Source organism: Sphaerotilus sp. (assembly GCF_041083715.1).
GTDB lineage: Bacteria > Pseudomonadota > Gammaproteobacteria > Burkholderiales > Burkholderiaceae_C > Sphaerotilus.
Window position 1 is genome coordinate 1 of sequence record NZ_JBFPGY010000265.1, and the last position, 24,350, is coordinate 24,350.

Annotated in this window: 26 protein-coding genes and 1 pseudogene; 11 read left to right on the forward strand and 16 right to left on the reverse strand. The window is 69.0% G+C overall.

Translation table 11 applies throughout. The annotated features are described in order from the left end of the window. From AB3X43_RS11890 to AB3X43_RS11900, 3 genes and pseudogenes are all read right to left on the reverse strand, one after another. A pseudogene (locus AB3X43_RS11890) lies at window positions 1–139 on the reverse strand (urease accessory protein UreF); the annotation flags it as partial. Beyond that, the gene (ureE, locus tag AB3X43_RS11895; protein ID WP_369430059.1) at window positions 139–747 is read right to left on the reverse strand and encodes an urease accessory protein UreE; all 609 of its coding nucleotides are present in this window, start codon (window positions 745–747) and stop codon (window positions 139–141) included. The pseudogene AB3X43_RS11890 and the gene ureE, both read right to left, overlap by 1 nt. Before the next feature lie 49 nt (window positions 748–796). Next, window positions 797–1,816, reverse strand: coding sequence for a Bug family tripartite tricarboxylate transporter substrate binding protein (locus tag AB3X43_RS11900; RefSeq protein WP_369430060.1), 1,020 nt, complete (start codon window positions 1,814–1,816; stop codon window positions 797–799). A 64-nt stretch (window positions 1,817–1,880) separates the two neighbouring features. Between AB3X43_RS11900 and AB3X43_RS11905 the strand changes: the two genes are divergently transcribed. Next, complete coding sequence (locus AB3X43_RS11905) at window positions 1,881–2,555, forward strand: alpha/beta hydrolase (protein WP_369430061.1); 675 nt, start codon at window positions 1,881–1,883, stop codon at window positions 2,553–2,555. Between the two features lie 120 nt (window positions 2,556–2,675). Beyond that, entirely contained in the window at window positions 2,676–3,173 is a 498-nt protein-coding gene (locus AB3X43_RS11910) for a c-type cytochrome (RefSeq protein WP_369430062.1), read from the forward strand. Window positions 3,174–3,186: 13 nt separating this feature from the next. Here the strand turns inward: AB3X43_RS11910 and AB3X43_RS11915 are convergent, their stop codons facing one another. The 6 genes from AB3X43_RS11915 to AB3X43_RS11940 all read right to left on the reverse strand — a co-directional run bounded on the left by AB3X43_RS11915 (window position 3,187) and on the right by AB3X43_RS11940 (window position 6,756). Further along, window positions 3,187–3,573: a c-type cytochrome gene (locus AB3X43_RS11915; RefSeq protein WP_369430063.1), complete on the reverse strand. Its 387-nt coding sequence runs from the start codon at window positions 3,571–3,573 to the stop codon at window positions 3,187–3,189. 120 nt (window positions 3,574–3,693) lie between these two features. After that, window positions 3,694–4,017 carry a hypothetical protein gene (locus tag AB3X43_RS11920; RefSeq protein ID WP_369430064.1) on the reverse strand — a complete coding sequence of 108 codons (324 nt, stop codon included), beginning with the start codon at window positions 4,015–4,017 and terminating at the stop codon, window positions 3,694–3,696. Between the two features lie 183 nt (window positions 4,018–4,200). Beyond that, complete coding sequence (gene ureC, locus AB3X43_RS11925; protein WP_369430065.1) at window positions 4,201–5,928, reverse strand: urease subunit alpha; 1,728 nt, start codon at window positions 5,926–5,928, stop codon at window positions 4,201–4,203. Window position 5,929: 1 nt separating this feature from the next. Then, complete coding sequence (locus tag AB3X43_RS11930) at window positions 5,930–6,235, reverse strand: urease subunit beta (protein WP_369430067.1); 306 nt, start codon at window positions 6,233–6,235, stop codon at window positions 5,930–5,932. Between the two features lie 15 nt (window positions 6,236–6,250). After that, window positions 6,251–6,430: a hypothetical protein gene (locus tag AB3X43_RS11935; protein WP_369430068.1), complete on the reverse strand. Its 180-nt coding sequence runs from the start codon at window positions 6,428–6,430 to the stop codon at window positions 6,251–6,253. Between the two features lie 23 nt (window positions 6,431–6,453). After that, window positions 6,454–6,756: an urease subunit gamma gene (locus AB3X43_RS11940; RefSeq protein WP_369430069.1), complete on the reverse strand. Its 303-nt coding sequence runs from the start codon at window positions 6,754–6,756 to the stop codon at window positions 6,454–6,456. A 44-nt stretch (window positions 6,757–6,800) separates the two neighbouring features. Between AB3X43_RS11940 and AB3X43_RS11945 the strand changes: the two genes are divergently transcribed. Both AB3X43_RS11945 and AB3X43_RS11950 read left to right on the forward strand, forming a co-directional pair. Then, window positions 6,801–10,343, forward strand: a complete 3,543-nt coding sequence (locus AB3X43_RS11945; RefSeq protein WP_369430070.1) for a hybrid sensor histidine kinase/response regulator — start codon at window positions 6,801–6,803, stop codon at window positions 10,341–10,343. After that, window positions 10,327–11,283, forward strand: coding sequence for a response regulator (locus AB3X43_RS11950; protein WP_369430071.1), 957 nt, complete (start codon window positions 10,327–10,329; stop codon window positions 11,281–11,283). The genes AB3X43_RS11945 and AB3X43_RS11950 overlap by 17 nt, the downstream gene beginning before the upstream one ends. Before the next feature lie 57 nt (window positions 11,284–11,340). Here AB3X43_RS11950 and hpaI read toward each other — a convergent pair whose 3' ends face one another. From hpaI to AB3X43_RS11985, 7 genes are read right to left on the reverse strand one after another with little or no spacing between them, the layout of a single operon-like run. Beyond that, entirely contained in the window at window positions 11,341–12,120 is a 780-nt protein-coding gene (gene hpaI / locus AB3X43_RS11955) for a 4-hydroxy-2-oxoheptanedioate aldolase (RefSeq protein WP_369430072.1), read from the reverse strand. Between the two features lie 25 nt (window positions 12,121–12,145). Next, a complete protein-coding gene (hpaH, locus tag AB3X43_RS11960; protein WP_369430073.1) occupies window positions 12,146–12,949 on the reverse strand; it encodes a 2-oxo-hept-4-ene-1,7-dioate hydratase in 804 nt (267 codons plus the stop codon). Between the two features lie 2 nt (window positions 12,950–12,951). Then, the gene (locus AB3X43_RS11965) at window positions 12,952–13,365 is read right to left on the reverse strand and encodes a 5-carboxymethyl-2-hydroxymuconate isomerase (protein WP_369430074.1); all 414 of its coding nucleotides are present in this window, start codon (window positions 13,363–13,365) and stop codon (window positions 12,952–12,954) included. 17 nt (window positions 13,366–13,382) lie between these two features. Further along, on the reverse strand, window positions 13,383–14,309 hold the full coding sequence (gene hpaD, locus AB3X43_RS11970; RefSeq protein ID WP_369430075.1) for a 3,4-dihydroxyphenylacetate 2,3-dioxygenase: 927 nt from the start codon (window positions 14,307–14,309) through the stop codon (window positions 13,383–13,385). Window positions 14,310–14,312: 3 nt separating this feature from the next. Then, window positions 14,313–15,791, reverse strand: coding sequence for a 5-carboxymethyl-2-hydroxymuconate semialdehyde dehydrogenase (gene hpaE, locus AB3X43_RS11975; protein WP_369430077.1), 1,479 nt, complete (start codon window positions 15,789–15,791; stop codon window positions 14,313–14,315). Continuing rightward, window positions 15,773–16,576, reverse strand: a complete 804-nt coding sequence (locus AB3X43_RS11980) for a fumarylacetoacetate hydrolase family protein (RefSeq protein WP_369430078.1) — start codon at window positions 16,574–16,576, stop codon at window positions 15,773–15,775. Before AB3X43_RS11980 ends, hpaE begins: the two co-directional genes overlap by 19 nt. Continuing rightward, window positions 16,573–17,259, reverse strand: coding sequence for a fumarylacetoacetate hydrolase family protein (locus AB3X43_RS11985; protein WP_369430080.1), 687 nt, complete (start codon window positions 17,257–17,259; stop codon window positions 16,573–16,575). The genes AB3X43_RS11980 and AB3X43_RS11985 overlap by 4 nt, the downstream gene beginning before the upstream one ends. 63 nt (window positions 17,260–17,322) lie before the next feature. On the opposite strand from AB3X43_RS11985, the gene hpaR reads away from it, so the two are divergent. From hpaR to AB3X43_RS12020, 7 genes are all read left to right on the forward strand, one after another. Next, window positions 17,323–17,802: a homoprotocatechuate degradation operon regulator HpaR gene (gene hpaR / locus AB3X43_RS11990; RefSeq protein WP_369430081.1), complete on the forward strand. Its 480-nt coding sequence runs from the start codon at window positions 17,323–17,325 to the stop codon at window positions 17,800–17,802. A gap of 106 nt (window positions 17,803–17,908) precedes the next feature. Beyond that, on the forward strand, window positions 17,909–19,195 hold the full coding sequence (gene urtA, locus AB3X43_RS11995) for an urea ABC transporter substrate-binding protein (RefSeq protein WP_369430083.1): 1,287 nt from the start codon (window positions 17,909–17,911) through the stop codon (window positions 19,193–19,195). A gap of 200 nt (window positions 19,196–19,395) precedes the next feature. After that, window positions 19,396–20,877 (forward strand): urea ABC transporter permease subunit UrtB, encoded by a 1,482-nt coding sequence (urtB, locus tag AB3X43_RS12000; protein WP_369430085.1) that lies wholly within the window; start codon window positions 19,396–19,398, stop codon window positions 20,875–20,877. Next, entirely contained in the window at window positions 20,874–21,995 is a 1,122-nt protein-coding gene (gene urtC, locus AB3X43_RS12005) for an urea ABC transporter permease subunit UrtC (RefSeq protein WP_473965113.1), read from the forward strand. Before urtB ends, urtC begins: the two co-directional genes overlap by 4 nt. Beyond that, entirely contained in the window at window positions 21,992–22,879 is an 888-nt protein-coding gene (gene urtD / locus AB3X43_RS12010) for an urea ABC transporter ATP-binding protein UrtD (protein ID WP_369430086.1), read from the forward strand. Before urtC ends, urtD begins: the two co-directional genes overlap by 4 nt. Window positions 22,880–22,960: 81 nt before the next feature. Then, window positions 22,961–23,653, forward strand: coding sequence for an urea ABC transporter ATP-binding subunit UrtE (urtE, locus tag AB3X43_RS12015; protein ID WP_369430087.1), 693 nt, complete (start codon window positions 22,961–22,963; stop codon window positions 23,651–23,653). Between the two features lie 26 nt (window positions 23,654–23,679). Next, a partial coding sequence (locus AB3X43_RS12020) for a glutathione S-transferase (RefSeq protein ID WP_369430088.1) occupies window positions 23,680–24,350 on the forward strand: 671 nt, incomplete at its 3' end.

Below are 24,350 nucleotides of genomic sequence, written 5' to 3' on the forward strand. Positions count from 1 at the left end.
CCAGACCGGCGTCGATCGCCGCTTCCAGTCCCTCCGAATAGCTGAACCCGCCCACCGGCAGCGCAGGCGAGGCCAGCCACATCAATTGCAGCAATGCCGACGGCGACAGCGTCGGCGGTTTCGAGCGCACCCGCGGCATCAGTGGTCGTGGCCGCAGCCGGGGCCGTGGACATGCGGCGCGTCGGCGGCGCGCACGGCGATGTTCAGCGGCTTGCCGCGCACGGGGGTGGCGACCGTTGCCGGGGCGTGGCCATGGTCGTGGTGGTGGTCGCCATGCCCGTGGCTGTGGCCGCCTGCGGCATAGGCGCCGCCCTCGGGCTCGAAGGCAGACTGCTCTTCGGTGACGGTCAGGTGCATCTGGCGCAGCATGTCGGCCAGCACATGGTCGGGCTCGAATTTCAGGTGATCGGGCTGCAGTTCGAGCTGCACATGGCGGTTGCCCAGGTGGTAGGCGGCACGCACGAGATCGAACGGTGTGCCGTGTTCGCTGCACGGTCGCACGACCAGCACCGGCTGCGGTGCCGCGCGCACGCGCACCATCGAGCCGTCTTCGGCGATCAGCACATCGCCACCGCGCACCAGCGTGCCGCGCGGCAGGAAGATGCCGAGGTGGCGCCCGCTGCTGTCGGTCGCGTCGAAGCGGCTCTTCTGGCGCACATCCCAGTCGAGTTCGACGGACGGTGCGCGCTGGAGCAGGACCTGCGCGAGGCCCTGGCCTTGGGGGAGGAGTTTGTTGACGGTCAGCATGCCCTGCATTGGACCCGATTCGGCCGGGTCCGTGCAGGTCCGCAGGCCTTCAGTCCATCTTGATGTTGCCCGCCTTGACCACCTCGGCCCAGCGCTGCGTCTCGGTGGCCACGAAATCGCCGAAGGCCTTGCCGGTCATCGTCGGGGTCTCGGAGCCGATGCTGGTCCAGGCCGTTTTCAGCTCCGGGCTGTTGAGCACGGTCTTCAGCTCGGCGCTCATCTTCTCGATCACCTCGGCGGGGGTGCCCTTGGGCGCCCACAGGCCGTACCAGGTCGCCACCTTGTAGGTCGGCACGCCCGATTCCGCCGCGGTCGGGATGTCCGGGAAGCCCGGCGCGCGCTTGTCGCCGGCCACTGCGATGGCGCGCAGTCGGCCGCTCTTGATGTGCGCCGCCGAGGAGCCGAAACCGTCGAACATCATGTCCACCTGGCCGCCCATCAGGTCCTGCAGCGCCGGGCCGGCGCCGCGGTAGGGGATGTGGGTGATGAAGGTCTTGGTCTGCATCTTGAACAGCTCGCCCGCGAGGTGGTGCGACGAGCCGTTGCCCGCCGAGCCGTAGGTCAGCAGTCCCGGTCTGGCGCGGATGTAGGCCAGCAGCTCCTTCAGGTCCTTGGCCGGCACCTTCTGCGGATTGACGACGATGACCTGCGGCACGCTGGAGATCAGCGCCACCGGGATGAAGTCGCGGGACAGGCTGTAGTCGAGCTTGGGGTAGATCGCGGGCGCGATGGCATGGTGGACCGCGCCCATGAACCACGTGTACCCGTCCGGCGCCGCCTTGGCTGCGGCCCCGGCGCCGACATTGCCGCCCGCGCCGCCGCGGTTGTCGACGATCACCTGCTGGCCGAGCTGCCGGGTCAGCAGCGCCGACAGCGGGCGCGCGAATGCGTCGGTGCCGCCACCGGCCGGGAAGGGGACGATCAGCGTCAGCGGCTTGTTTGGCCAGGCGGTCTGTGCCGAGGCGGGCAGGCCGAGGCTGGCGACGAGGCCGCCGAGCACGGTGAGTGCCAGGCGGCGTCGGACCGCGAAGCGGGTGGTGGGTCTGCGTGTGAAGGGTGTTGTGGGCATGTGATCGTGTCTCCAGGCGGCGCAGTGTGGCTGGAACGCCGGGTGAGCGCTATGCTGGATTCCCATGGCACTCGACACCCTTGATTTCCAGTCCGGCGACCACCCCGTCGCCAGCCTCATCGTCCTGCACGGCCTCGGCGCCGACGGCAACGACTTCGTCCCCATCGCGCGCGAACTCGACCTGTCGGCGATCGGCCCGATGCGCTTCGTGTTTCCGCACGCGCCTGTCCGGCCCGTCACCATCAACGGTGGCATGAAGATGCGCGCCTGGTACGACATCTACACGCCCGACCTCGTGCGCCGCGAGGACGAAGCCGGCCTGCGTGCGTCGGTCACCGACGTGCAGGCACTGCTCGACCGCGAGGCCGCGCTCGGCATCCCGCCGGAGCGCACCGTGCTGATGGGCTTCTCGCAGGGTTGCGCGATGGCGCTGCTGGCCGGTCTGCGCGCACCGCGGCGGTTGGCCGGCATCGCAGGGCTGTCCGGCTACCTGCCGCTGGCGGCGACCACCGCGGCCGAGTGCAGTGCAGCCAACCGGGACGTGCCGGTGTTCCTGGCGCATGGCCGCTTCGACCCGGTCGTCGCCCCTGCGCGTGGTGTGGCCTCGCGCGAGGCGCTGCTGGCGCTGGGGTACCGCGTCGAGTGGCACGACTACCCGATGGAGCATTCGGTCTGCCCGGAGGAGGTCGAGGATCTCAACGTCTGGCTGCTGAAGGTGCTGGGCGCACCGATCGCCTGAGCCCCGCGTACCGGAACTGATCCAGGGCAAGACCAGGCCATCCCGGGTTCGCCGCCTGCCGGCGACGCGCCCATACTCGGCACGGCACCCGGATGATCCGGGTGCGCGGAGGTGTTGACCATGGCGATGATCCCGAAGACCCTGCCGAAGTGGCCCCTGGCCCTGGCAGCAACCGCTGCGCTGCTGCTGGGCGGCTGCAGCGTCGAGTGGACGAACCTGCAGCCGGCGCGGGCACTGGCCGAGCAGGCGAAGCCACCCGGACAGGTCTACAACGGCTGGCGCGTCTACCAGGACAAATGCGCTGGCTGTCATGGCGCCGAGCCGGTCGGCACCAGCCGTGCGCCGAACCTCATCCTGCGCCTGCAAGATCTCGGGCCGCAGCGCTTCGCCAGCCTCGTGCTGACCCGCTACGACTTCAGCCTGCCCGGCATGCCGCCGCGCAGCGATGCACCAGTTCCGGATGCCCTGATCGACGAGGTCGTGGCGCGCAAGGCCGGTGACATCGCCATGCCGGCGTGGCAGGGCGAGCCGCGGGTCAGCGCCCACATCATGGATCTGTACGCCTACCTCTCGGCCCGCGCCCAGGGGGCGCAGGGGCCGGGCCGTCCGGCGCCATAGCGCTTCCCCGCGCTCAAGGCACCAGCACCAGCAACCAGTTCACCAGCATCCGCGCATCGGCTTCGCCGAGCGCGGTGGCGTTCGGCGGCATCGCGGTGGCGCCGGTCTTGCCGGTCCAGTGGCGGGACCGCGGGGTGGAGCCGGTCATCACGGTCTGCGTGAGCCGGTCCGAGGCGGTGGGGTCGTCCCGGTACTTCAGCGCGATCTCGCTCCACGCCGGTGCAATGGGTGGCAGGCCGTCGGCGCGCTTCGCTGCGGGCAGCACGCTGTGGCAGGCCATGCAACCGCTGTCGGTGGCGAGCTTGAGCAAGGCCGCATCGTTCTCGGCCGGGGTGGCGTGGACGGCCCAGGAGCTGGCGGCGATCAGCAGCGACAGGGCGGAGCGGGACAGGAGGCGCATGGCAGAACACTTTCTCGAAGCGGAGGAATGGTTCGCAGCCTAGGCGGCTGCCGCCAGCGCGTCTTGAGCGATATCAGGTTCGGGTGCGATGGCCACGCCACCGCCACACCACGCTGGTGTTCAGCACCGCAGGCGCATCGCCAGCCGCTCGTGCCAGGCCCGCGCCTGCCAGACCGCCAGGGCGTTGTCGGCGAACTGCTTGCCGATCCCGGTCATGCGGTAGTAGCGCAGGCCTTCGAAGCCAGCCGGGTTGTCGTACTCGGCGATCAGACCATAGTCGTGCAGTGGCCTGAAGGCCGACATCAGCCGCGCGCCGTCGAGCACGCAGTCGCGCGTTTCCGCGTCCATCACGACGATGACCCGACCTCGGCGCAGAGCGGCCAGCGCGTCGATGAACTCGCCGAGATTGAGGATGATGGAGGCTGTGGACGAGGGGGTGGTCATGCTGCGGCTGCCTTTCGGTGCGGGGCAGCCATCAGCGATCGACCGGGCCGGGGGCGGGGCCACTTGCAGGAGCTGCAGGGACCACGATAGCCCTGCTGACCAGAAACTGACTGAAGGAATTGGAGAGCCTTGGCCAGCTTCAAGGCATTGCGCACGTTCGCCAGCGTGCGCGAGCGAGGCCCGTCAGAACAGGAAGTACCGCTGCCCCATCGGCAGACTCGTCGCCGGCTCGCAGGTCAGCAGCTGCCCGTCCGCCCGCACCTGGTAGGTCTGCGCGTCGATCTCCATCACCGGCAGGTAGCCGTTATGCACCATGTCGGTCTTCTTCACTGTGCGGCAGCCCTTCACCGCCGCCAGCGTCTTGCGCAGACCATAGGCCGCGCCCACCCCGCCCGCAAGTGCCGACTGGCTGACGAAGCTCAGCGACGTGCGCGTCAGCGCGCCGCCGTACGAGCCGAACATCGGCCGGTAGTGCACTGGCTGCGGCGTCGGGATCGAGGCGTTCGGGTCGCCCATCGCGGCCATCGCGATGAACCCGCCCTTGAGCACGAGGCTCGGCTTCACCCCGAAGAACGCCGGCCGCCAGAACACCAGATCCGCCCACTTGCCCACCTCGACCGAGCCGACCTCGTGGCTGATGCCGTGGGTGATCGCGGGGTTGATGGTGAGCTTGGCGAGGTAGCGCTTGATGCGGGCGTTGTCGTTCCGGCTGGTGTCGCCGGGCAGCTTGCCGCGCTGCGACTTCATCTTGTGCGCCGTCTGCCAGCAGCGGATCAGCACCTCGCCGACGCGGCCCATTGCCTGCGAGTCCGACGAGAACATGCTGATCGCGCCCAGGTCGTGCAGGATGTCCTCGGCGGCGATCGTCTCGCGGCGGATGCGCGATTCGGCGAAGGCCAGGTCCTCGGCGAGCGACGCGTCGAGGTGGTGACACACCATCAGCATGTCGAGGTGTTCGTCGAGCGTGTTGATGGTGTAGGGCCGCGTCGGGTTGGTGGACGAGGGCAGCACGTTCGCCTCGCCGACCACCTTCATGATGTCCGGCGCGTGGCCGCCGCCCGCGCCTTCGGTGTGGAAGCTGTGGATGGTGCGGCCCTTGAAGGCGGCGACCGTGTCCTCGACGAAGCCGGATTCGTTCAGCGTGTCGGTGTGGATCGCCACCTGCACGTCCGTCTCTTCCGCCACGCGCAGGCAGCAGTCGATCGCCGCGGGTGTCGTGCCCCAGTCCTCGTGCAGCTTCAGGCCGATGGCGCCGGCCTCGACCTGCTGGCGCAGCGCCTCGGGCCGGCTCGCGTTGCCCTTGCCGAGGAAGCCGATGTTCATGGCGAAGGCGTCGGCCGCCTGCAGCATCCGGGCGATGTTTTCGGGACCGGGGGTGCAGGTGGTCGCGAAGGTGCCGGTGGCCGGGCCGGTGCCGCCGCCCAGCATCGTGGTCACGCCCGAGGTCAGCGCCTCCTCGATCTGCTGCGGGCAGATGAAGTGGATGTGGCTGTCGATGGCGCCGGCCGTGACGATCATGCCTTCGGCGGCGATCACCTCGGTGCCGGGGCCGATCACGATGTCCACGCCGGGCTGCACGTCCGGGTTGCCGGCCTTGCCGATGGCGCAGATGCGGTGGCCGCGCAGGCCGATGTCTGCCTTCACGATGCCCCAGTGGTCGAGGATCAGCGCGTTGGTGATGACGCAATCGACGGCATCACCGGGGCCAGGGCCGTTCGGCCGCTGGCTCTGGCCCATGCCGTCGCGGATGGTCTTGCCGCCGCCGAACTTCACTTCCTCGCCGTAGCCGCCGGCGCGCAGGGTCAGGTCCTGCTCGACTTCGAGAATCAGGTCGGTGTCCGCCAGCCGCAGCCGGTCACCGGTGGTCGGGCCGAACATCTCGGCGTACGCGCGTCTCGGGAAAGTCGCCATCTCAGAGTGCTCCCTGCACGAGGCCGCGGAAGCCCCACACCTGCCGGTCCCCGGCGAAATCGACCAGCTCGATGGTGCGCTGCTGGCCGGGCTCGAAGCGCACTGCCAGCCCGCTGGCAATGTTCAGCCGCATCCCGTGCGCGGCGGCGCGGTCGAAGCGCAGGCCGGCGTTGGTCTCGGCGAAGTGGTAGTGCGAGCCGACCTGGACCGGGCGGTCGCTGGCGTTCTCGACCACCAGCGTCAATGTGCGCCGGCCTGGGTTGAGGACGTGTTCGCCTTCGTCGGTGAAGAGTTCTCCGGGGATCATCGGGTCACCTCGCCATCACTTCTTGCGGCCGAACCACATCGCGGCAGCCACGCCGGCGACGAGCAGAAAACCGACCGTGTCGGTCGAGTGCCAGTGCGAGGTGCCGGGCAGGCCATGGCCTTCGTGGGCGAGCACGGAGTCGGTCAGCGCCGTCAGGGTCAGCAGCGCGGCGGCAAGGCGAAAGGAGTGCGTCATGTTGGTGCGTCGCGTGGTGCGGCTCAGGCAATGGGTTGGTGCACGGTCACCAGCTTGGTGCCATCGGGGAAGGTGGCCTCGACCTGGATCTCGGGAATCATCTCGGCGATGCCGTCCATCACGTCCGCGCGGCGCAGGATGGTCTTGCCGTCGCTCATCAGCGCCGCCACGGTCTTGCCGTCGCGGGCGCCTTCCATGATGGCGGCGGTGAGGAGGGCGATCGCTTCCGGATAGTTGAGCTTCAGCCCGCGGGCCATGCGGCGTTCGGCCAGCAGTGCGGCGGTGAAGATCAGGAGCTTGTCTTTCTCGCGGGGAGTGAGTTCCATGGCGGGGCGTTTCGGCTGGTGCGTTTCTTGAGTGCGAGAGCGGCATGACCACTGCCGCCGGAGATTCAGCGATCTTGCCTGCACAGGCAGATTTCGGGCCAGCCCCTGCAAACCCGCAGGCGGCAGCCGCTGCGTCGACCGAGCCGCAGCAGCGCGTCATCAAGATCCGCCGCGACTACAACACCTGGGTCGCCAGCGAGACGCTGGAGGACTACGCGCTGCGCTTCGCCCCGCGCAGCGCCCGGCGCTGGAGCATCGGCCGCGTGGCGAACACCGCGTTCGGCGGTGCGGCGTCCTTTCTCGTGCTGGAGGCGGTGGGGGCCACGCTGCTGGTGCGCTACGGCTTCACCAACGCGGCGCTGGCGATCCTGGCGACGGGGCTGATCATCGCGCTGGCCGGGCTGCCGATCAGCGTCTACGCGGCGCGCCACGGCGTGGACATGGACCTGCTGACCCGCGGCGCGGGCTTCGGCTACATCGGCTCGACCATCACCTCGCTCATCTACGCGAGCTTCACCTTCCTGTTCTTCGCGCTCGAAGCGGCGGTGATGGCCTACGCGCTGGAGCTGGCGTTCGACATCCCGCCTGCGTGGGGTTACCTGCTCTGCGCGGTGGCGGTGCTGCCGCTGGTGACCCACGGCGTGTCGATGATCGGGCGGCTGCAGGTGTGGACGCAGCCGCTGTGGCTGCTGATGCTGGTGACGCCCTACGTCGTCGTCTTCCGCGAGAACCCGGGCGTGGTCGTCGATCTGATGCAGTACGGCGGTGCCCAGGGGGGCTCGGCGGTGTTCGACCTGCGCTCGTTCGGTGCGGCGATGACGGTGGGCATCGCGCTGATCACGCAGATGGGCGAGCAGGCCGACTACCTGCGCTTCATGCCCGAGCGCACGCGGGACAACCGGCTGCGCTGGTGGGCCGGCGTGCTGGCCGGCGGCCCGGGCTGGGTGGTGCCGGGCGTGCTGAAGATGCTGGGCGGGGCGTTGCTGGCCTTCCTGACCATCGGCCACAGCGTGCCGGTCGAGCGGGCGGTCGATCCGAACCAGATGTACCTGACCGCCTACGAGCTGGTCTTCGCGCATTACGACTGGGCGGTGGCTGCCACGGCGCTGTTCGTCGTCGTCTCGCAGCTCAAGATCAACGTCACCAATGCCTACGCCGGCTCGCTGGCGTGGTCGAACTTCTTCTCCCGCGTGACGCACAGCCACCCGGGCCGCGTGGTCTGGGTCGTCTTCAACACCGGCATCGCGCTGATGCTGATGGAGCTGGACGTGTTCCAGGCGCTCGGCCACGTGCTGGGCCTCTACGCCAACATCGCCATCAGCTGGATGATGGCCGTGGTGGCGGATCTGGTCATCAACAAGCCACTGGGCCTGAGTCCGAAGGGCATCGAGTTCCGCCGCGCCTGCCTGTGCGACATCAACCCGGTCGGCGTGGGCGCGATGGGCATCGCGTCGGCGGTGTCGGTGGCGGCGCACCTGGGGCTGTTCGGCGACATGGCGCAGGCGTGGTCGGCGCTGATCGCGCTGGTGACGGCGCTGGCGGCGTCACCGCTGATCGCGTGGTGGACAGGCGGGCGCTGGTACCTCGCACAACGCATCGGCGATCCTGCTGCCCCAGGGCGGACGCAGGAGGAGGGGGCCTACCGGCGCTACGCCACGCTGCAGCGCTGCACCATCTGCGAGCGCGACTACGAGGGCGAGGACGTGGTGCACTGTCCGGCGTATGGCGGTGCGATCTGCTCGCTGTGCTGCACGCTGGATGTGCGCTGCCACGACCTGTGCAAGGTGCCCGAGGCGAGCCTGTCGGCGCAGTGGTCGGCGGTGCTGCGCTGGGGGCTGCCGCGGGTCGTGTGGCCGTATCTGGACAAGGGCCTGGCGCACTACCTGCTGCTGATGCTGGTGGTCGCACCGCTGCTGGGCGGGCTGGCGGTGGCGCGGCGGGCACTCGTGCTGCCGACGCTGGCGCTGGTGGCGGGTGTCGTGGCGTGGTGGCTGGTGCTGGCGCACAAGAGCCGCCAGGTCGCGCAGGAGGAAGCCAACCGCCAGACCCAGGCGCTGCGCCGCGAGATCGAATCGCACCGACAGACCGACCTGCAGCTCCAGCAGGCCAAGCGCATCGCCGACGCCGCCAACCAGGCCAAGAGCCGCTACATCACCACCATCAGCCACGAGCTGCGCACGCCGCTCAATTCCATCCTCGGCTACGCGCAGCTGCTGGAGGACGACGAGGCCATGCCCCCGGCGCGCCGGCAGGCCGTGCGCGTGATCCGCCGCGGCGGCGACCACCTGCTGACGCTGATCGAGGGTACGCTCGACATCGCCCGCATCGAGAGCGGCAAGCTGCGGCTGGAGGTGCGCCCGATGCGCTTCGCCGAGGCGATGGACGAGGTCGGCCGGCTCTTCGAGCTGCAGGCCGCCGCCAAGGGCATCGGCTTTCGCTGCGCGTTCTCCAGCCTGGGCGATGCAGCGGGCGTGCCGGCCTGCGTGCGCGCCGACGAGAAGCGGCTGCGCCAGATCCTGATCAACATCGTCGGCAACGCGATCAAGTTCACCCGCGAGGGCGAGGTGGTGCTGCGGCTGCACCATGCCCGCGAGATGGCGCGCTTCGAGGTCATCGACACCGGCCCCGGCATGACGCCGGACGAGCTGGCGCGCATCTTCGAGCCCTTCGAGCGCGGCTCGGCCACGGGTGGTGCGGTGACCGGTGGGGCCGGTCTGGGCCTGACGATCAGCAAGATGCTCACCGACCTGATGGGCGGCGAGCTGACGGTGGAGAGCACCCCCGGTGTCGGCACCACCTTCCGGCTGCGGCTGTTCCTGCCCGAGGTGCGCGGCGCGCTGGTCGAGCACCACGCCGCGGCCCGCCGCCGGCGCGTGGGGTACACCGGCCCACGCCGGTGCGTGCTGGTGGTCGACAACGAGGAGGTGGACCGCGGCCTGATCGTCAGCCTGCTGCAGCCGCTGGGCTTCACCATCCGCCAGGCGGCCAGCGGCGAGGCGTGTCTGGCGCTGATGGCCGCGCTGCAGGACGGCACCGACCCCGGCCCGGCGCCGGACGCGCTCTTCATGGACCTGGCCATGCCTGGCATCGATGGCTGGGAAACCCTCAGGCGCCTGCGGGCTGCCGGGCAGGGCCGCCTGCCGACGGCCATCGTCTCGGCCAATGCCTTCGACAAGGGGCTCGACAACGACGTCGGCATCCAGCCGGCCGACTTCCTGGTCAAGCCGGTGCGGGTGGACGAGCTGCTCGACTGGCTGGGCCGGCGGCTGGCGTTGCGCTGGATCGAGGCACCGGCCCCAGGGAGCGCCACGGCGGCACCCGAGGCCGCGCAGCCGGCGACGACCGTGCCGGACGCCGGACGGCTGCGCGCGCTGCACGAGGCGGTCTCGCTCGGCCACGTGCGCGGCGTGCTGCGGCTGCTCGATCTGCTGGACGCTGAACGGCCCGAGTGCCGCGACTTTTCCGACCGGCTGCGCACCCTGGCGCGGCAATTCCAGCTGGACGCGATGAGCGGACTGCTCCGCCAGGCCCTCGATGTTTCAACCCACGCCGCTTTCGGGGCGAATCCTGATGAACCCATTGCCTGACCGAAACGACCGCGGCTCTGATGTGGTGCTGATTGTCGACGACGTGCCCGACAACCTGGCCGTGCTGCACGACGCGCTGGATGAGTCCGGCTACACCGTGCTGGTGGCGCTCGACGGTGCCACCGCGCTCGACCGCGCCGCACGTGCGCAGCCGGACGTGATCCTGCTGGACGCGGTGATGCCGGGCATGGACGGATTCGAAGTGGCCCGCCGGCTCAAGGCCGACCCGGCCACCGCGTCGATCCCGATCATCTTCATGACCGGCCTGACCGAGACCGAACACGTCGTGGCGGCCTTCGCGGCCGGTGGCTGCGACTACGTGACCAAACCGATCCGCGCCCGCGAGGTCATCGCCCGCATCACCGCGCACACGCTGGCGGCCCGCGAGCAGCAGCAGGCCCGCAACGCGCTCGACGCCTTCGGCCACGCGACGCTGGTGGTGCGGCGCGCCGATGGCCGGCTGGTCTGGCAGACGGCGCTGGCGCGGCAGATGCTGGAGACGCATTTCCAGTCCGACGGCCGACGCGCGCCGACGCCGCTGCTGTCCTGGCTGCAGCACGAGACGGCGCGGCTGGGGGCGATCGAAGGGCTGGTGCCTGGTTCGCCTTCGGTGACGCTGGAGACCGGGGCTGGCCGGCGTCTGCGCTTCACGCTGCACGAGGCGACCGGCGAAGGCGAGTGGATGCTGGTGCTGCGCGAGGCCGACGACGCCGCGGCGCTGGAGGCGCTGGCGCTGGCGTTCGGCCTCACGCCGCGCGAGGCCGAAGCGCTCTACTGGGTGGCCAAGGGCAAGACCAACCGCGACATCGGTGACATCGTCGGCGCGAGCCCGGCGACGGTGAAGAAGCACCTGGAGCATGTCTACGAGAAGCTCGGTGTCGAGACGCGCAACGCGGCAGCGGCGGTGGCGCTGGCCAAGGTGCCGCAACTCGGGCGGTGAGCCGCGCGGCGACAGGGTGCGCGCATCCCATGGCGCGCCAGCCTCCGCACGCTGCAGTCACATGCGTTGCCCGGCCTTGAATCGCCGGGCGAGATCCGCCGCAGCCTTCACCAGCAGCGACGTGTCGACGCCCACGGCGACGAACAGTGCCCCGGCGTCCAGATAACACTGTGCCAGCGCCGGATCGGTGGCAAGGATGCCGGGTGCCTTGCCTGCGGCGCGCACGGTGGCGATGCCGTCCAGGATCACGCGCTGCACCTCCGGGTGTCCCGGCTGGCCACGAAAGCCCATCGACGCCGACAGATCCGCCGGGCCGAAGAACACGCCGTCCACGCCGTCCACCGCCGCGATGGCCGTCAGGTTGCGGGCGGCCTCCACCGTCTCGACCTGCACGAGCAGGCACATTTCGTCGTTGGCACGGTCCAGGTAGTCGTCGACCTGGTTCCAGCGGGAGGCGCGTGCCAGTGCTGCACCCAGACCACGGATGCCCTCGGGCGGGTAGCGCATCGCACGGACCATCCGCGCGGCTTGCTCTGCCGTGTCGATCATCGGGATCAGGAGCGTCTGCGCGCCGATGTCGAGGTACTGCTTGACCAGTGCCACGTCCGCCTGCACCGGCCGCACGATCGGGTGCACCGGATAGGGCGCCACGGCGCGCAGCTGGTCGAGCACGCTGCGTGGATCGTTCGGCGCGTGCTCGCCGTCGAGCAGCAGCCAGTCGTAGCCGGTGCCGGCCAGCGCCTCGGCGGCGGTGGCGTCTGCCAGCCCGACCCACAGGCCGATCTGCGGTTGACCGGCGCGCAGCGCGTCGCGGAAGGTGTTGCGGGGGATCTGCATGAAGGCTCTTTCGGACGGTAGGGGCTCAGACGAAGCGGAACGCGACCGCACCCAGCGGCCCGTAATCCACATGGAAAGTATCACCCGCCACCGCCGGTGTCGGGCGCGTGAACGAGCCGGCCAGCACCACATCGCCTGCGTTCAACTGCTCGCCGTGGGGCGCGAGCTTGTCGGCCAGCCAGGCCACGCCGTTGGCCGGGTGGTTCAGCACCGCTGCCGCCAGCCCCGTCTCTTCCACCACACCGTTCTTGAACAGCATCGCCCCGACCCAGCGCAGATCGACCGCGTCCGGTTTCACGGGCCGCCCGCCCAGCACGATGCCAGCGTTGGCCGCGAAGTCGCTGATGGTGTCGAAGACCTTGCGGGGCGCCTTGGTGTCGCGGTCGAACTGCTCGATGCGGGCGTCGATGATCTCGATGGCGGGCGTGACGTACTCGGTCGCGGCCAGCACGTCGAACAGCGTCACGCCCGGCCCCTTCAGCGGACGCCCGAGGATGAACGCCAGCTCCACCTCGACCCGCGGCGCGATGAAGCGGTCCACGGGAATGTCGCTGCCGGCGCTGAAGAACATGTCGTCCATCAGCGGCGCGTAGTCCGGCTCGGTGATCTGGCTGGAGAGCTGCATCGCGCGCGAGGTCAGGCCGATCTTGCGGCCCTTGATGGTGCGGCCAGCGGCGAGTTCGAGCCGGACCCAGGCGCGCTGGATCGCGTAGCCGTCCTCGATGGTCATGCCGGGGTGCTGCGCGGAGAAGTGGCGCAGCGGTGTGCGGGTCTGGCGGGCGTCGCGCAGCTGGCGGGCGAGGGCGTCGATGGTCTGCGGATCAAGCATGGTCAGGTCCGGAACAAGGGATGGATCGAGCTGTTCTTGGCGTCGAACACCTCGGCGCCTTCGTCGATCTGCAAGGTGATGCCGATGTACCGCTCGGCCAGCAGTGCCGCGAAATGGGCCTTGGCGCAGGCTTCGAGCGCCCGGCCGACCGACTGGTGGACAGCGGCGCTGCGCCCGCGCGCCATGCGCAGGTTCAGGTAGACGAAGGCGTAGTCGCGGGCCGGGTCGGCGTCGGCCACGGCGTGGTGCGCGGCCGGGTAGGCCAGCACGCGGATGCCACCGATCGGGAACACCGCCTGGCCGGACTCGTCGCGCTGCTGGCGCATCGTGTCGGCGAGCGAGCGGCACAGCGCCGTCATGTCGGCGGACGGTTCGGCGTCGAGGTTGGGGGTGTAGAGGAGGACGAGGTGCGGCATGGCGACGTTTCCCTGGTTCACAGCCGCTGGCTGACGGCGGTGTAGCCCTTGGCCTGCGAGGCGATCGGCGCCGGGATCGCCGCGCCGGTCTGCGGCGTCACCGGGAAGACGGCGTTGAGCTGCCCGGTGCCGGACGCGCCGAAGTAGGGCGTGACGATCTCGGCCTGGCCGTCGTAGTCCGACCAGCCGAGCGCGCCGAGCAGCATCGCCGTGTCGTGCATGAAGCCTTCGCCGTGGCCCTTGCTGGCGTACTCGGGCAGCATCGCGCAGAAGTCGTGCCACTGGCCTTGCTGCCACATCTCGACGACGCGGTGGTCGAGCTGCTCCAGGAACGGGCTCCAGACCTTGAACGCGAACTCCGGTGCCAGGCCGTTCTGCGCGAAGCGGTGCGACAGCGAGCCGCTGGCGAGGAAGGCGACCGTGCCGTCGTAGTGGTCCTCCACCGCCCGGCGCAGCGCCCAGCCTAGGCGGGCGCTGTCGTCGAGGTAGTGCGCCATGCACAGCGCCGAGACCGACACGACCTTGAAATGCTGGTCGGCGTTCATGTAGCGCAGCGGGACGAGCGTGCCGTACTCGGGGTGGAGCGTCGTCGCGTCGTGGGCCAGCGTCTCGACGCCGAGGTCCGTCGCCACCCGCGCCATCAGCCGGCCGAGTTCCGGGTTGCCGGGCGACTCGAAGGGCAGGTTGGCGATGAAGTGTGGCAGTTCGTTGCTGGTGTACGTGCCCTGGAACTGCGGCGCGCAGTTGACGTGGTAGTTCGCGTTCACCAGCCAGTGCGTGTCGAACACCACCAGCGTGTCCACGCCGAGGGCGCGGCAGCGGCGGCTGATCTCGTGGTGGCCGTCGATGGCGTCCTGGCGGGTGCCCTTGCGCGGGCCGTCGAGTTCCGAGAGGTACATCGACGGGACGTGGGTGATCTTGGCGGCGAGTGCGAGCGTGCCCATGGTTCAGACCCCCCAGTGCGGAATGTGGTGCCCGCCCAGCGAGACGGCGACGTTCTTGGGTTCGAGGAAGACTTCATGGCTCCACGTCCCGCCCTCGCGCCCGGTGCCGCTGGCCTTGGTGCCGCCGAAGGGCTGGCGCAGGTCGCGCACGTTCTGGCTGTTGACGAAGCACATGCCGGCCTCGATCGCGGCGGCCACCCGGTGCGCCTTGCCGAGGTTCTCGGTCCAGACGTAGCTGGACAGGCCGTACTGGATGTCGTTGGCGAGCCGGATCGCGTCCGCCTCGTCCTCGAACGGGATCAGGCAGGCGACCGGGCCGAAGATTTCCTCCTGCGCGATCCGCATGCGGTTGTCCACGTCGGCGAAGACGGTCGGCCAGACGAAGTTGCCGCGCTGCAGCGCGCCGGACAGTTCGGGCGCGTAGCTCGGCCGGTCCAGCCCGCCGCACAGCAGCGTCGCGCCTTCCTTCGGGCCGAGTTCGATGTAGCTGCGCACCTTCGCCAGATGGGCGGCGCTGATCATCGGGCCGATGACCGTCTTCTCGTCGAGCGGGTCGCCGACGGTGATCCGCCTGGCGCGTTCGGCGAACTTGGTGGCGAAGTCGGCGTAGACGCTGCGCTGCACCAGGATGCGCGAGCCGGCCGTGCAGCGTTCGCCGTTGTTGCTGAAGACCATGAACAGGGCGGCGTCGAGGGCGCGGTCGAGGTCGGCATCGGCGAAGACCACGAACGGGCTTTTCCCGCCGAGTTCCATGCTGAACTTCTTCAGACCAGCGGACTGGACGATGCGCTGGCCGGTCGCGGTCGAGCCGGTGAACGAGATGGCGCGCACGTCCGGGTGCGACACCAGCGGCTCGCCGACTTCGGTGCCGTAACCGTGGACGATGTTGAGCACGCCCGCCGGGATGCCCGCCTCCAGCGCCAGCTCGCCCAGCCGCGCGGCGGTCAGCGGCGACAGCTCGCTCATCTTCAGCACCGCCGTGTTCCCGAACGCCAGGCACGGCGCGGTCTTCCACGTCGAGGTCATGAACGGCACGTTCCACGGCGAGATCAGCGCACACACGCCGACCGGGTGGAACAGCGTGTAGTTCAGGTGCGTCGGCGTCGGGTAGGTGTGGCCGTCCACCCGGGTACACATCTCGGCGAAGTAGTGGAAGTTGTCGGCCGCACGCGGCACGAGCTGCCTGGCCGTCTGGCCGATGGTCTGGCCAGTGTCGCGGGTCTCGGTCTGCGCGAGGTCGGGGACGTGGCGCGTGATCAGCTCGCCGAGCCTGCGCATCAGGGCGGCGCGCTCGGTGGCGGGTCGGGCAGCCCAGGCGGGGAAGGCGGCCTTCGCGGCGGCGACGGCGGCGTTCACCTCGTCCGCGCCGCCACGGGCGACCTCGGCCAGCACTTCCTGCGTGGCGGGGTTGACGGTCTCGAAGTAGTCGGCCCCGGTGGAGCTGGCGACGGACTGGCCGTTGATCAGGTGGTCGATGCGCATGAGGGGATTCCGAACAGGTCGTCGCCGACCAGGGTGTTGACGAGCCGGCCGATGCCGTCGATCTCGCAGACGACTTCATCGCCGACGTTGACGTTGACGACGCCGTCCGGCGTGCCGGTGAGGACCACGTCGCCGGGCTGCAGCGTCATGAAGCTGCTGAGGTATTCGATCAGCGCGGGGATGTCGTTGACCATGTCGGCGGTCGTGCCCTGCTGGGTGACACGGCCGTTGACGAGGGTGCGCAGCGTGAGCGCGTGCGGATCGGGCACCTCGTCGGCCGGCACGAACCACGGCCCGAGCACGGTGCCGCCATCGCGGTTCTTCACGCGCAGGTTCGGCCGGTACCAGTTCTCCAGGTAGTCGCGCACCGCGTAGTCGTTACACACCGTGTAGCCGGCGACGTGCGCCATCGCGTCGGCGGCGTGCACGTGGCGGGCCGGCGCGCCGATCACCACGGCGAGTTCGCACTCGTAGTGCATGAAGCGCACGTCCTGCGGGCGGCGCGTCTGGCCTCGGTGACCGATCAGTGCGCCGGGGCCCTTGAGAAACACCAGCGGTTCGTCCTTGGCGCCGTCGGTGGCCAGGGTCAGCTCCTTCGCCAGCTCTTTCACATGGTCGGCGTAGTTCAGACCGAGGGCGATGATGGTGCCGACCTCGAACGGTGGCAGCCAGACGACGGCCTCTTCGCCGAGCACGCGGCCATCGGCCAGGCGCAGGCCCTGCGGGTGCGGCGTCGCGGTGTGGAGGGCGCCACCAAAGGCGACGCGGGCGGTTCGGCGGCTCATGCGGCGCTCCCTTCGGCCACGACGGTGTGGTGCAGTCGGCCGAGGCCGTCGATCTCGATCTCCACGGTCTGTCCGATGCGAGCCAGCGGCGCGTCGGCCGCGGCACCGAGCGTGAGCACGTCGCCGGGCTGCAGCGTCATGAACGCGGTGACATCCGCCAGCAGCGCCGCGACCGGGCGCAGGCGGTCGCCCGTGGTGGTGTGCCGCACGAGCACACCGTCGATCCAGACCCGCACGCCCAGGTCGTCCGGTGCGACCACCTCCTCGGTCGGTACCACGGTGGCGCTGATCGGGCAGTAGCCATCGCGGGCCATGAAGCGCACGGACGGGCGGTAGTGGCGGTCCTGGCTGTCGCGCGGCAGGCTGACCTCGTTCACCAGCACATAGCCGGCGAGGTACGACAGCGCCTCGTCCGCCGACACGCGGCAGGCCGTGCGTCCGACCACGAGACCGAGCGAGGCGCCGATCTCCACCGCATCGAAGCCGGGCGGCACCACCAGCGCGTCGCCGTCCGCCGCCAGCGTGTTGTGCGGCTTGATGCCGAGCACCGGGTGCTGCGGTGGTGCCTTGTACGGTGCGGCATGCACCGTGTCACCGAGTGCGGCGAGCTGCGGCCGGTGGTTGAGCAGCGTGGTGTAGACCACGCCGCTGAGCAGGGGGAGCGAGAAGGATTCAGAGGGCATTGAAATTCACTAACACATTAGCAATTTCTGCGATGGGCGCAATCTAATTGCTACGATGTGAGCATGTCAAGCCCGAGCAATCCCCCCGCCGAACTCCGCCACCGCAATCTGCCCCTGTTGCTGCTGCAGGCGCGCGAGCGGGTGATCGCGCGCTTTCGGCCGATCCTGAACGCGCACGGCGTGACCGAGCAGCAGTGGCGCCTCATCCGCACGCTGCTGGAGCGCGGCCCGATGGAGCCGCGCGAGCTGGTCGAGGTGTGCCAGATCTCCAGCCCGAGCCTGGCCGGCGTGCTGGCGCGGATGGACGAAGCCGGGTGGGTGCTGCGCAGCCGGGTCGATGGCGACCAGCGGCGCGTGCGCGTGGCGCTGACGGCGCAGAGCGTGGCGCTGGCCGAGGCGATGGCGCCACAGATCGAGGCCGCCTACGCACAGATCGAGGCGCGGCTGGGCGAGGTGTTCACGCAGCAGTTCTATGCCGTGCTGGATGCATTGGTCGAACGGCTGGACGAGCCCGGCGCTGCCGACCCGGGCGGCACGGAATAGCTTCCTTCCGTCTACGCCATCTGGCGTATTTCACGATCCGACCCTGGCCGGGACACTGCGTGCATCCGATCCACCCGCACACCAGCCCCTTCCGGAGTCACCCGCCATGAAGATCGTTTCCGCCTCCCGCCGCGCCTTCGCCCAGAAGCTCAGCGCCGTCGCCCTCGGCGTGGCCGTGACCACGCTGCCGCTGCTGGCCCACGCCGCCGACACCATCAAGGTCGGCGTGCTGCACTCGCTGTCGGGCACGATGGCCATCTCGGAGACCGTCCTCAAGGACGTGGCCCTGATGACCATCGACGAGATCAACGCCAAGGGCGGTGTGCTCGGCAAGAAGCTGGAGCCGGTGGTCGTCGATCCCGCCTCCAACTGGCCGCTGTTCGCCGAGAAGGCCAAGCAGCTCATCGACCAGGACAAGGTGGCCGTGACCTTCGGCTGCTGGACCTCGGTGTCGCGCAAGTCGGTGCTGCCGGTCTTTGAAGAGAAGAACTCGCTGCTGTTCTACCCGGTGCAGTACGAGGGTGAAGAGCTGTCGAAGAACGTGTTCTACACGGGCGCGGCGCCGAACCAGCAGGCCATCCCCGCCGTCGAGTACCTGATGAGCAAGGACGGCGGATCGGCCAAGCGCTTCGTGCTGCTGGGCACCGACTACGTCTACCCGCGCACGACCAACAAGATCCTGCGCGCCTTCCTGAAGTCCAAGGGCGTTGCCGAGTCCGACATCATCGAGGACTACACCCCGTTCGGCCACAGCGACTACCAGTCGATCATCGCCAAGATCAAGAAGTTCGCCTCCGAAGGCAAGAAGACCGCCGTCATCTCCACCATCAACGGCGACTCGAACGTGCCCTTCTACAAGGAACTGGGCAACCAGGGCCTGAAGGCGACCGACGTGCCGGTGGTGGCGTTCTCGGTGGGTGAGGAAGAGCTGCGCGGCGTGGACACCAAGCCGCTGGTCGGCCACCTCGCGGCGTGGAACTACTTCATGTCGATCAAGAACCCGACCAACGCCGCCTTCATCAAGCAGTGGAGCGACTACGCCAAGGCCAAAGGCATCGCCGGCCACAAGGACAAGCCGCTGACCAACGACCCGATGGAGGCCACCTACCTCGGCATCCACATGTGGGCGCAGGCGGTCGAGAAGGCCAAGTCCACCGACACCGACAAGGTGATCGCCGCGATGGCCGGCCAGACCTTCAAGGCACCGGGCGGCTTCACCAGCACGATGGACAAGGAAAACCACCACCTGCACAAGCCGGTCTTCATCGGTGAGATCAAGGCGGACGGCCAGTTCAACGTGGTGTGGAAGACGCCGGGCCCGGTCGTGGCCGATCCGTGGAGCGACTACATCCCGGAAAACAAGGGCAAGAAGAACGTGCCTGAGAAGAAGTGACCTCGTGACGTGGGTGTGGGAGGGAAGCCCCCTCCCAACCCTCCCCCGCTGGGGGAGGGCTCAAGTCAATCCGCACCCCCTTCGTACCGCATCCGCCCCTGTCTTTATCCTCCCCCAGCGGGGGAGGCCGGGAGGGGGTCTTCGCACGCTGTGACCCTGCAACCCCCGTGACCCACCTGCGAACACTCCTCCTCCTGGTCATGGCCCTCCTGGCGCCTGTCGCCCACGCGCTGACGCCCGACCAGACCGCCGCCATCACCACCGGTGAAACCGACGCCCGCATCGCCGCGCTGAACCGCATCGCGGCCGAAGCCGATCCGGCGCTGCCCGCCTTCCTGCGCGCCTTGCTCGACGGCGAGGTCAAGACCCCCGAAGGCGAGGAGGTCATCAACAACAACCGCATGCGCGGCGCCCTCGAAGCTGCGCTCGGTGCCTTGAAACTGGTGTCGCCCGACGTGAAGGTGCGCACCGAGGCGCTGGACGAGCTGCGCAAGCAGTCGCTCGACGAGGTGCAACTGCCGCTGATCGAGAAGGCCTACGCCGCTGAAACCGATGCTGCCCTGAAGGCGCGGCTCGGGTTGATGCGCGCGACGATCCTGATCACCGCCGCCGATCCGGCCAAGCGGCTGGCCGCTGCGCAAGCGCTGGCCAGCAGCAGCGAGCCGGCCGTCAAGAGCCTCATCCAGGAGCGGCTCGCCCCTGGCGCCGAAACCGACAACGCCGTGCGTGGCGCGCTGATGACCGCGCAGGCCGCCGTCGAAGGCAAGCTGGCCTGGGGCGAGCGGCTGGGCGTGGTCTTCACCGGGGTCAGCCTCGGGTCGATCCTGCTGCTGGTCGCCCTCGGGCTGGCGATCACCTACGGCCTGATGGGCGTGATCAACATGGCGCATGGCGAGCTGATGATGATCGGCGCCTACGCGACCTACCTCGTGCAGAACCTGTTCCGCCAGTGGCTGCCGCCGAGCCTGTTCGACTGGTACATCGTGCTGGCGATCCCCGCGTCCTTCGCGGTGGCGGCGCTGGTCGGCGCGGTGCTGGAGCGCACGGTCATCCGCTGGCTCTACGGCCGCCCGCTGGAAACGCTGCTCGCCACCTGGGGCATCTCGCTGGTGCTGATGCAGGGCGTGCGCACGCTGTTCGGCGCGCAGAACGTCGCGGTCGAGAACCCGTCGTGGCTCTCCGGCGGCGTGCAGGTGATGTCGAACCTGATCCTGCCGTACAACCGGCTCGCCATCATCGCCTTCGCCTTCCTGGTGCTGGGCGGCGTGACGCTGATGATCAACCGGACGCGCTTGGGCCTCTTCGTGCGCGGCGTGACGCAGAACCGCCGCATGGCCGCGTGTGTCGGCATCGACACCGCCCGCATCGACACCTACGCCTTCTCGCTAGGCGCCGGCATCGCGGGTCTGGCCGGCTGTGCGCTGAGCCAGGTCGGCAACGTCGGGCCGGACCTCGGCCAGAGCTACATCGTGGACGCCTTCATGGTCGTGGTCACGGGCGGCGTCGGCCAGCTCGCCGGCACGGTCTACGCCGCGCTCGGGCTGGGCATCCTCAACAAGTTCCTCGAAGGCTTTGCCGGCGCGGTGCTGGCCAAGATCATGGTGCTGGTGTGCATCGTGGTCTTCATCCAGAAACGCCCGCAGGGTCTGTTCGCCATGAAGGGCCGGAGCGCCGAAGCATGAGTGCCGTGATGACGAATTCGATGCTGGGCGCCAAGGGCTGGGCCGGTGTGATGGCCGCAGCCATCACCGTGGTCGTGCTGGTGCCGATCCTGAACCTGCTGGTTCCCGAGGGCAGCGCCTTCCACCTCAGTGACTACGCCGTCGCCCTGATCGGCAAGATCATGTGCTATGCCATCTGCGCGCTGGCGATGGACCTGATCTGGGGCTACACCGGCATCCTGAGCCTGGGCCACGGCCTGTTCTTCGCGCTCGGCGGCTATGGCATGGGCATGTACCTGATGCGCCAGATCGGCCACGACGGCAACTACAAGAGCGACCTGCCGGACTTCATGGTCTTCCTCGACTGGAAGTCGCTGCCCTGGGCCTGGACCTTCTCGGACAGCTTCCTGTTCCAGATGCTGCTCGTCGTGCTGGTGCCGGGGCTGCTGGCGCTGGTGTTCGGCTACTTCGCGTTCCGCAGCCGCATCAAGGGCGTGTACTTCTCGATCATCACGCAGGCGATGACCTTCGCCGCGATGCTGCTGTTCTTCCGCAACGAGACCGGTTTCGGCGGCAACAACGGCTTCACCGACTTCAAGCGCATCCTGGACATCCCCATCGCCCAGCCCTCGACCCGCATGCTGCTCTTCGTGCTGACGGGCCTGACGCTGATCGGCTTCTACCTGCTGGCACGCTGGATCGTCGGCAGCAAGTACGGCCGCGTGCTGCAGGCCATCCGCGACGCCGAGACCCGCGTGATGTTCACCGGCTACGACCCGCTGGCCTACAAGCTGAGCATCTGGACCTTCAGCGCGGTGATGTGCGGTGTGGCGGGGGCGCTCTATGTGCCGCAGGTGGGCATCATCAACCCGGGCGAGATGAGCGCGGCGGCGTCGATCGAGATCGCGATCTGGACGGCGGTGGGTGGTCGTGCCACGCTGATCGGCCCGATCCTCGGCGCGTTCTTCGTCAACGGCGCCAAGAGCTGGTTCACGCAGGTCTTCCCCGAGTTCTGGCTGTACTTCCTCGGCGCGCTGTTCATCGCGGTGACGCTGTTCCTGCCGCGCGGCATCGTCGGGCTGTTCGACAAGTTCTCGTCCGCCACTGCCAAGAGTGCCAAGAAGGAAACCCGCGCATGACGCCCGACCTGATGGAATCGATGTCCGCGCTGCGTGCGCGCCACGAGGCACGGCTGGCGGCACAAGGTCAGGGCGAGTCCGGCGACCGCGCCGCCGCATTCGGGCGGCTGCTCAAGGGCGGCGCACCGGATTTCACCCACGGTGTCGCGCTCTACCTCGACGACATCACGGTGAGCTTCGACGGCTTCAAGGCGCTGAATTCGCTCAGCCTCACGATCAACGTCGGCGAGCTGCGCTGCATCATCGGCCCGAACGGCGCCGGCAAGACGACCATGATGGACGTGATCACCGGCAAGACCCGGCCCGACGCGGGCAAGGCGTCGTTCGGCTCCACCATCGACCTGCTGCGCCTGCGCGAGAACGACATCGCCCAGATCGGCATCGGCCGCAAGTTCCAGAAACCCACCGTCTACGAGCAGCTCAGCGTGTTCGAGAACCTGGAGCTGGCGCTGAAGGCCGACCGCCGCGCCCGCGCCAGCCTGTTCCACCGCCTTACTGGCACCCAGCTCGACCGCATCGGCGAGATCCTGGCGCTGATCCACCTCAAGGACGATGCGCAGCGCACCGCCGGGCTGCTCTCGCACGGGCAGAAGCAGTGGCTGGAGATCGGCATGCTGCTGATGCAGGATCCGAAGCTGCTGCTGCTCGACGAGCCGGTCGCCGGCATGACCGACGAGGAAACCGAGCGCACGGCCGAGCTGTTCCTGTCGCTCGAAGGCCAGCACTCGCTGGTGGTGGTCGAGCACGACATGAAGTTCGTCGACCAGCTCACCGAGGGGCGCAAGACCGTCACCGTGCTGCATGAAGGCAGCGTGCTGGCGGAGGGGAAGCTGTCCGAGGTGCAGGCCAACGAGAAGGTGGTCGAGGTGTATCTCGGGCGGTGAGCGGGTTCCCCCTCACCCCAGCCCTCTCCCCCGCTGGGGGAGAGGGAGCAAGACAAGGCATCACAGGTTGCGCGAGGTTTCATGCTCAAGGTCCAAGGTCTGAACCAGTATTACGGCGGCTCGCACATCCTGCGCGGGCTGGATTTCGAAGCCAAGCTCGGCGAGGTGACGGTCATCCTCGGGCGCAACGGTGTGGGCAAGACGACGCTGCTGAAAAGCCTGATGGGCGTGGTGCCGATCAAGACCGGCTCGGTCACGCTCGACGGCGCGGACATCTCGAAGGACACCCCCTACGACCGCGTGCGCCAGGGCGTCGGCTACGTGCCGCAGGGCCGCGAGATCTTCGGGCGGCTCACGGTCGAGGACAACCTGCTGATGGGGCTGGCCTACAAGAAGGCCAGCGCGCCGATCCCGGCGGAGCTGTTCGAGCTGTTCCCGGTGCTCAAGCAGATGATCCACCGCCGCGGGGGCGACCTGTCGGGCGGTCAGCAGCAGCAGCTGGCGATCGCGCGTGCGCTGGCGGCGGGGCCGAAGCTGCTGATCCTCGACGAGCCGACCGAGGGCATCCAGCCCAGCATCATCAAGGACATCGGCCGCGTCATCCGCATGCTCGCCGATCGGGGGAACATGGCCATCGTGCTGGTGGAGCAGTTCTACGACTTCGCCGCCGAGCTGGCCGACCAGTACCTGGTGATGGAGCGCGGGGAGATCCTCCAGCGCGGGCGGGGGAAGGACATGGAGGCCGAGGGGGTTCGGCGCCTGATGTCGATCTGAGTCGGCCGCACCGCTAGCATGTCGAGATGCTGACCGTTCATCACCTCGAAAACTCCCGCTCGCAGCGGGTGCTGTGGCTGCTGGAAGAGCTGGGCCTGCCGTACGAAGTCCGGCACCACGCCCGCGATCCCCAGACGATGCTGGCGCCGCCCGCCCTGCTGCAGATCCATCCACTGGGCAAGTCCCCGGTGCTCACCGACGGTGTGGCGGGCCTGACCGTGGCCGAGACGGGTGCCATCGTCGAGTACCTGCTCGATGCGTGTCCCGGCACGCCGCTGCGGCCCGCACCGGGCACGCCGGACTTCCTGCGCTACCGCTACTGGCTGCACTTCGCCGAAGGCTCGGCGATGCCGCCGCTGCTGCTCAAGCTGGTCTTCGACAGGGTGGCGTCTGCGCCCATGCCGTTCTTCGTGCGGCCCGTCGCGCGAGGAATCGCCGCCAAGGTGCTCGACAGTTTTGTCAATCCGAACCTCGTGCGCCAGCTCGCCTTCATGGAGGCGGAGCTGACGAGCCGCCCCTGGTTCACCGGCGAACACTTCACCGCGGCGGACGTGATGATGAGCTTCCCGCTGGAGGCCGCGGCCCAGCGTGCCGGGCTCACGGCGGCCTCGCATCCCGCGCTCCACCGGTGGTTGCAGGCCATTCACGCCCGACCTGCTTGGCAGCGGGCGCTGGCGCGGGGCGGGCCGTACGCCTT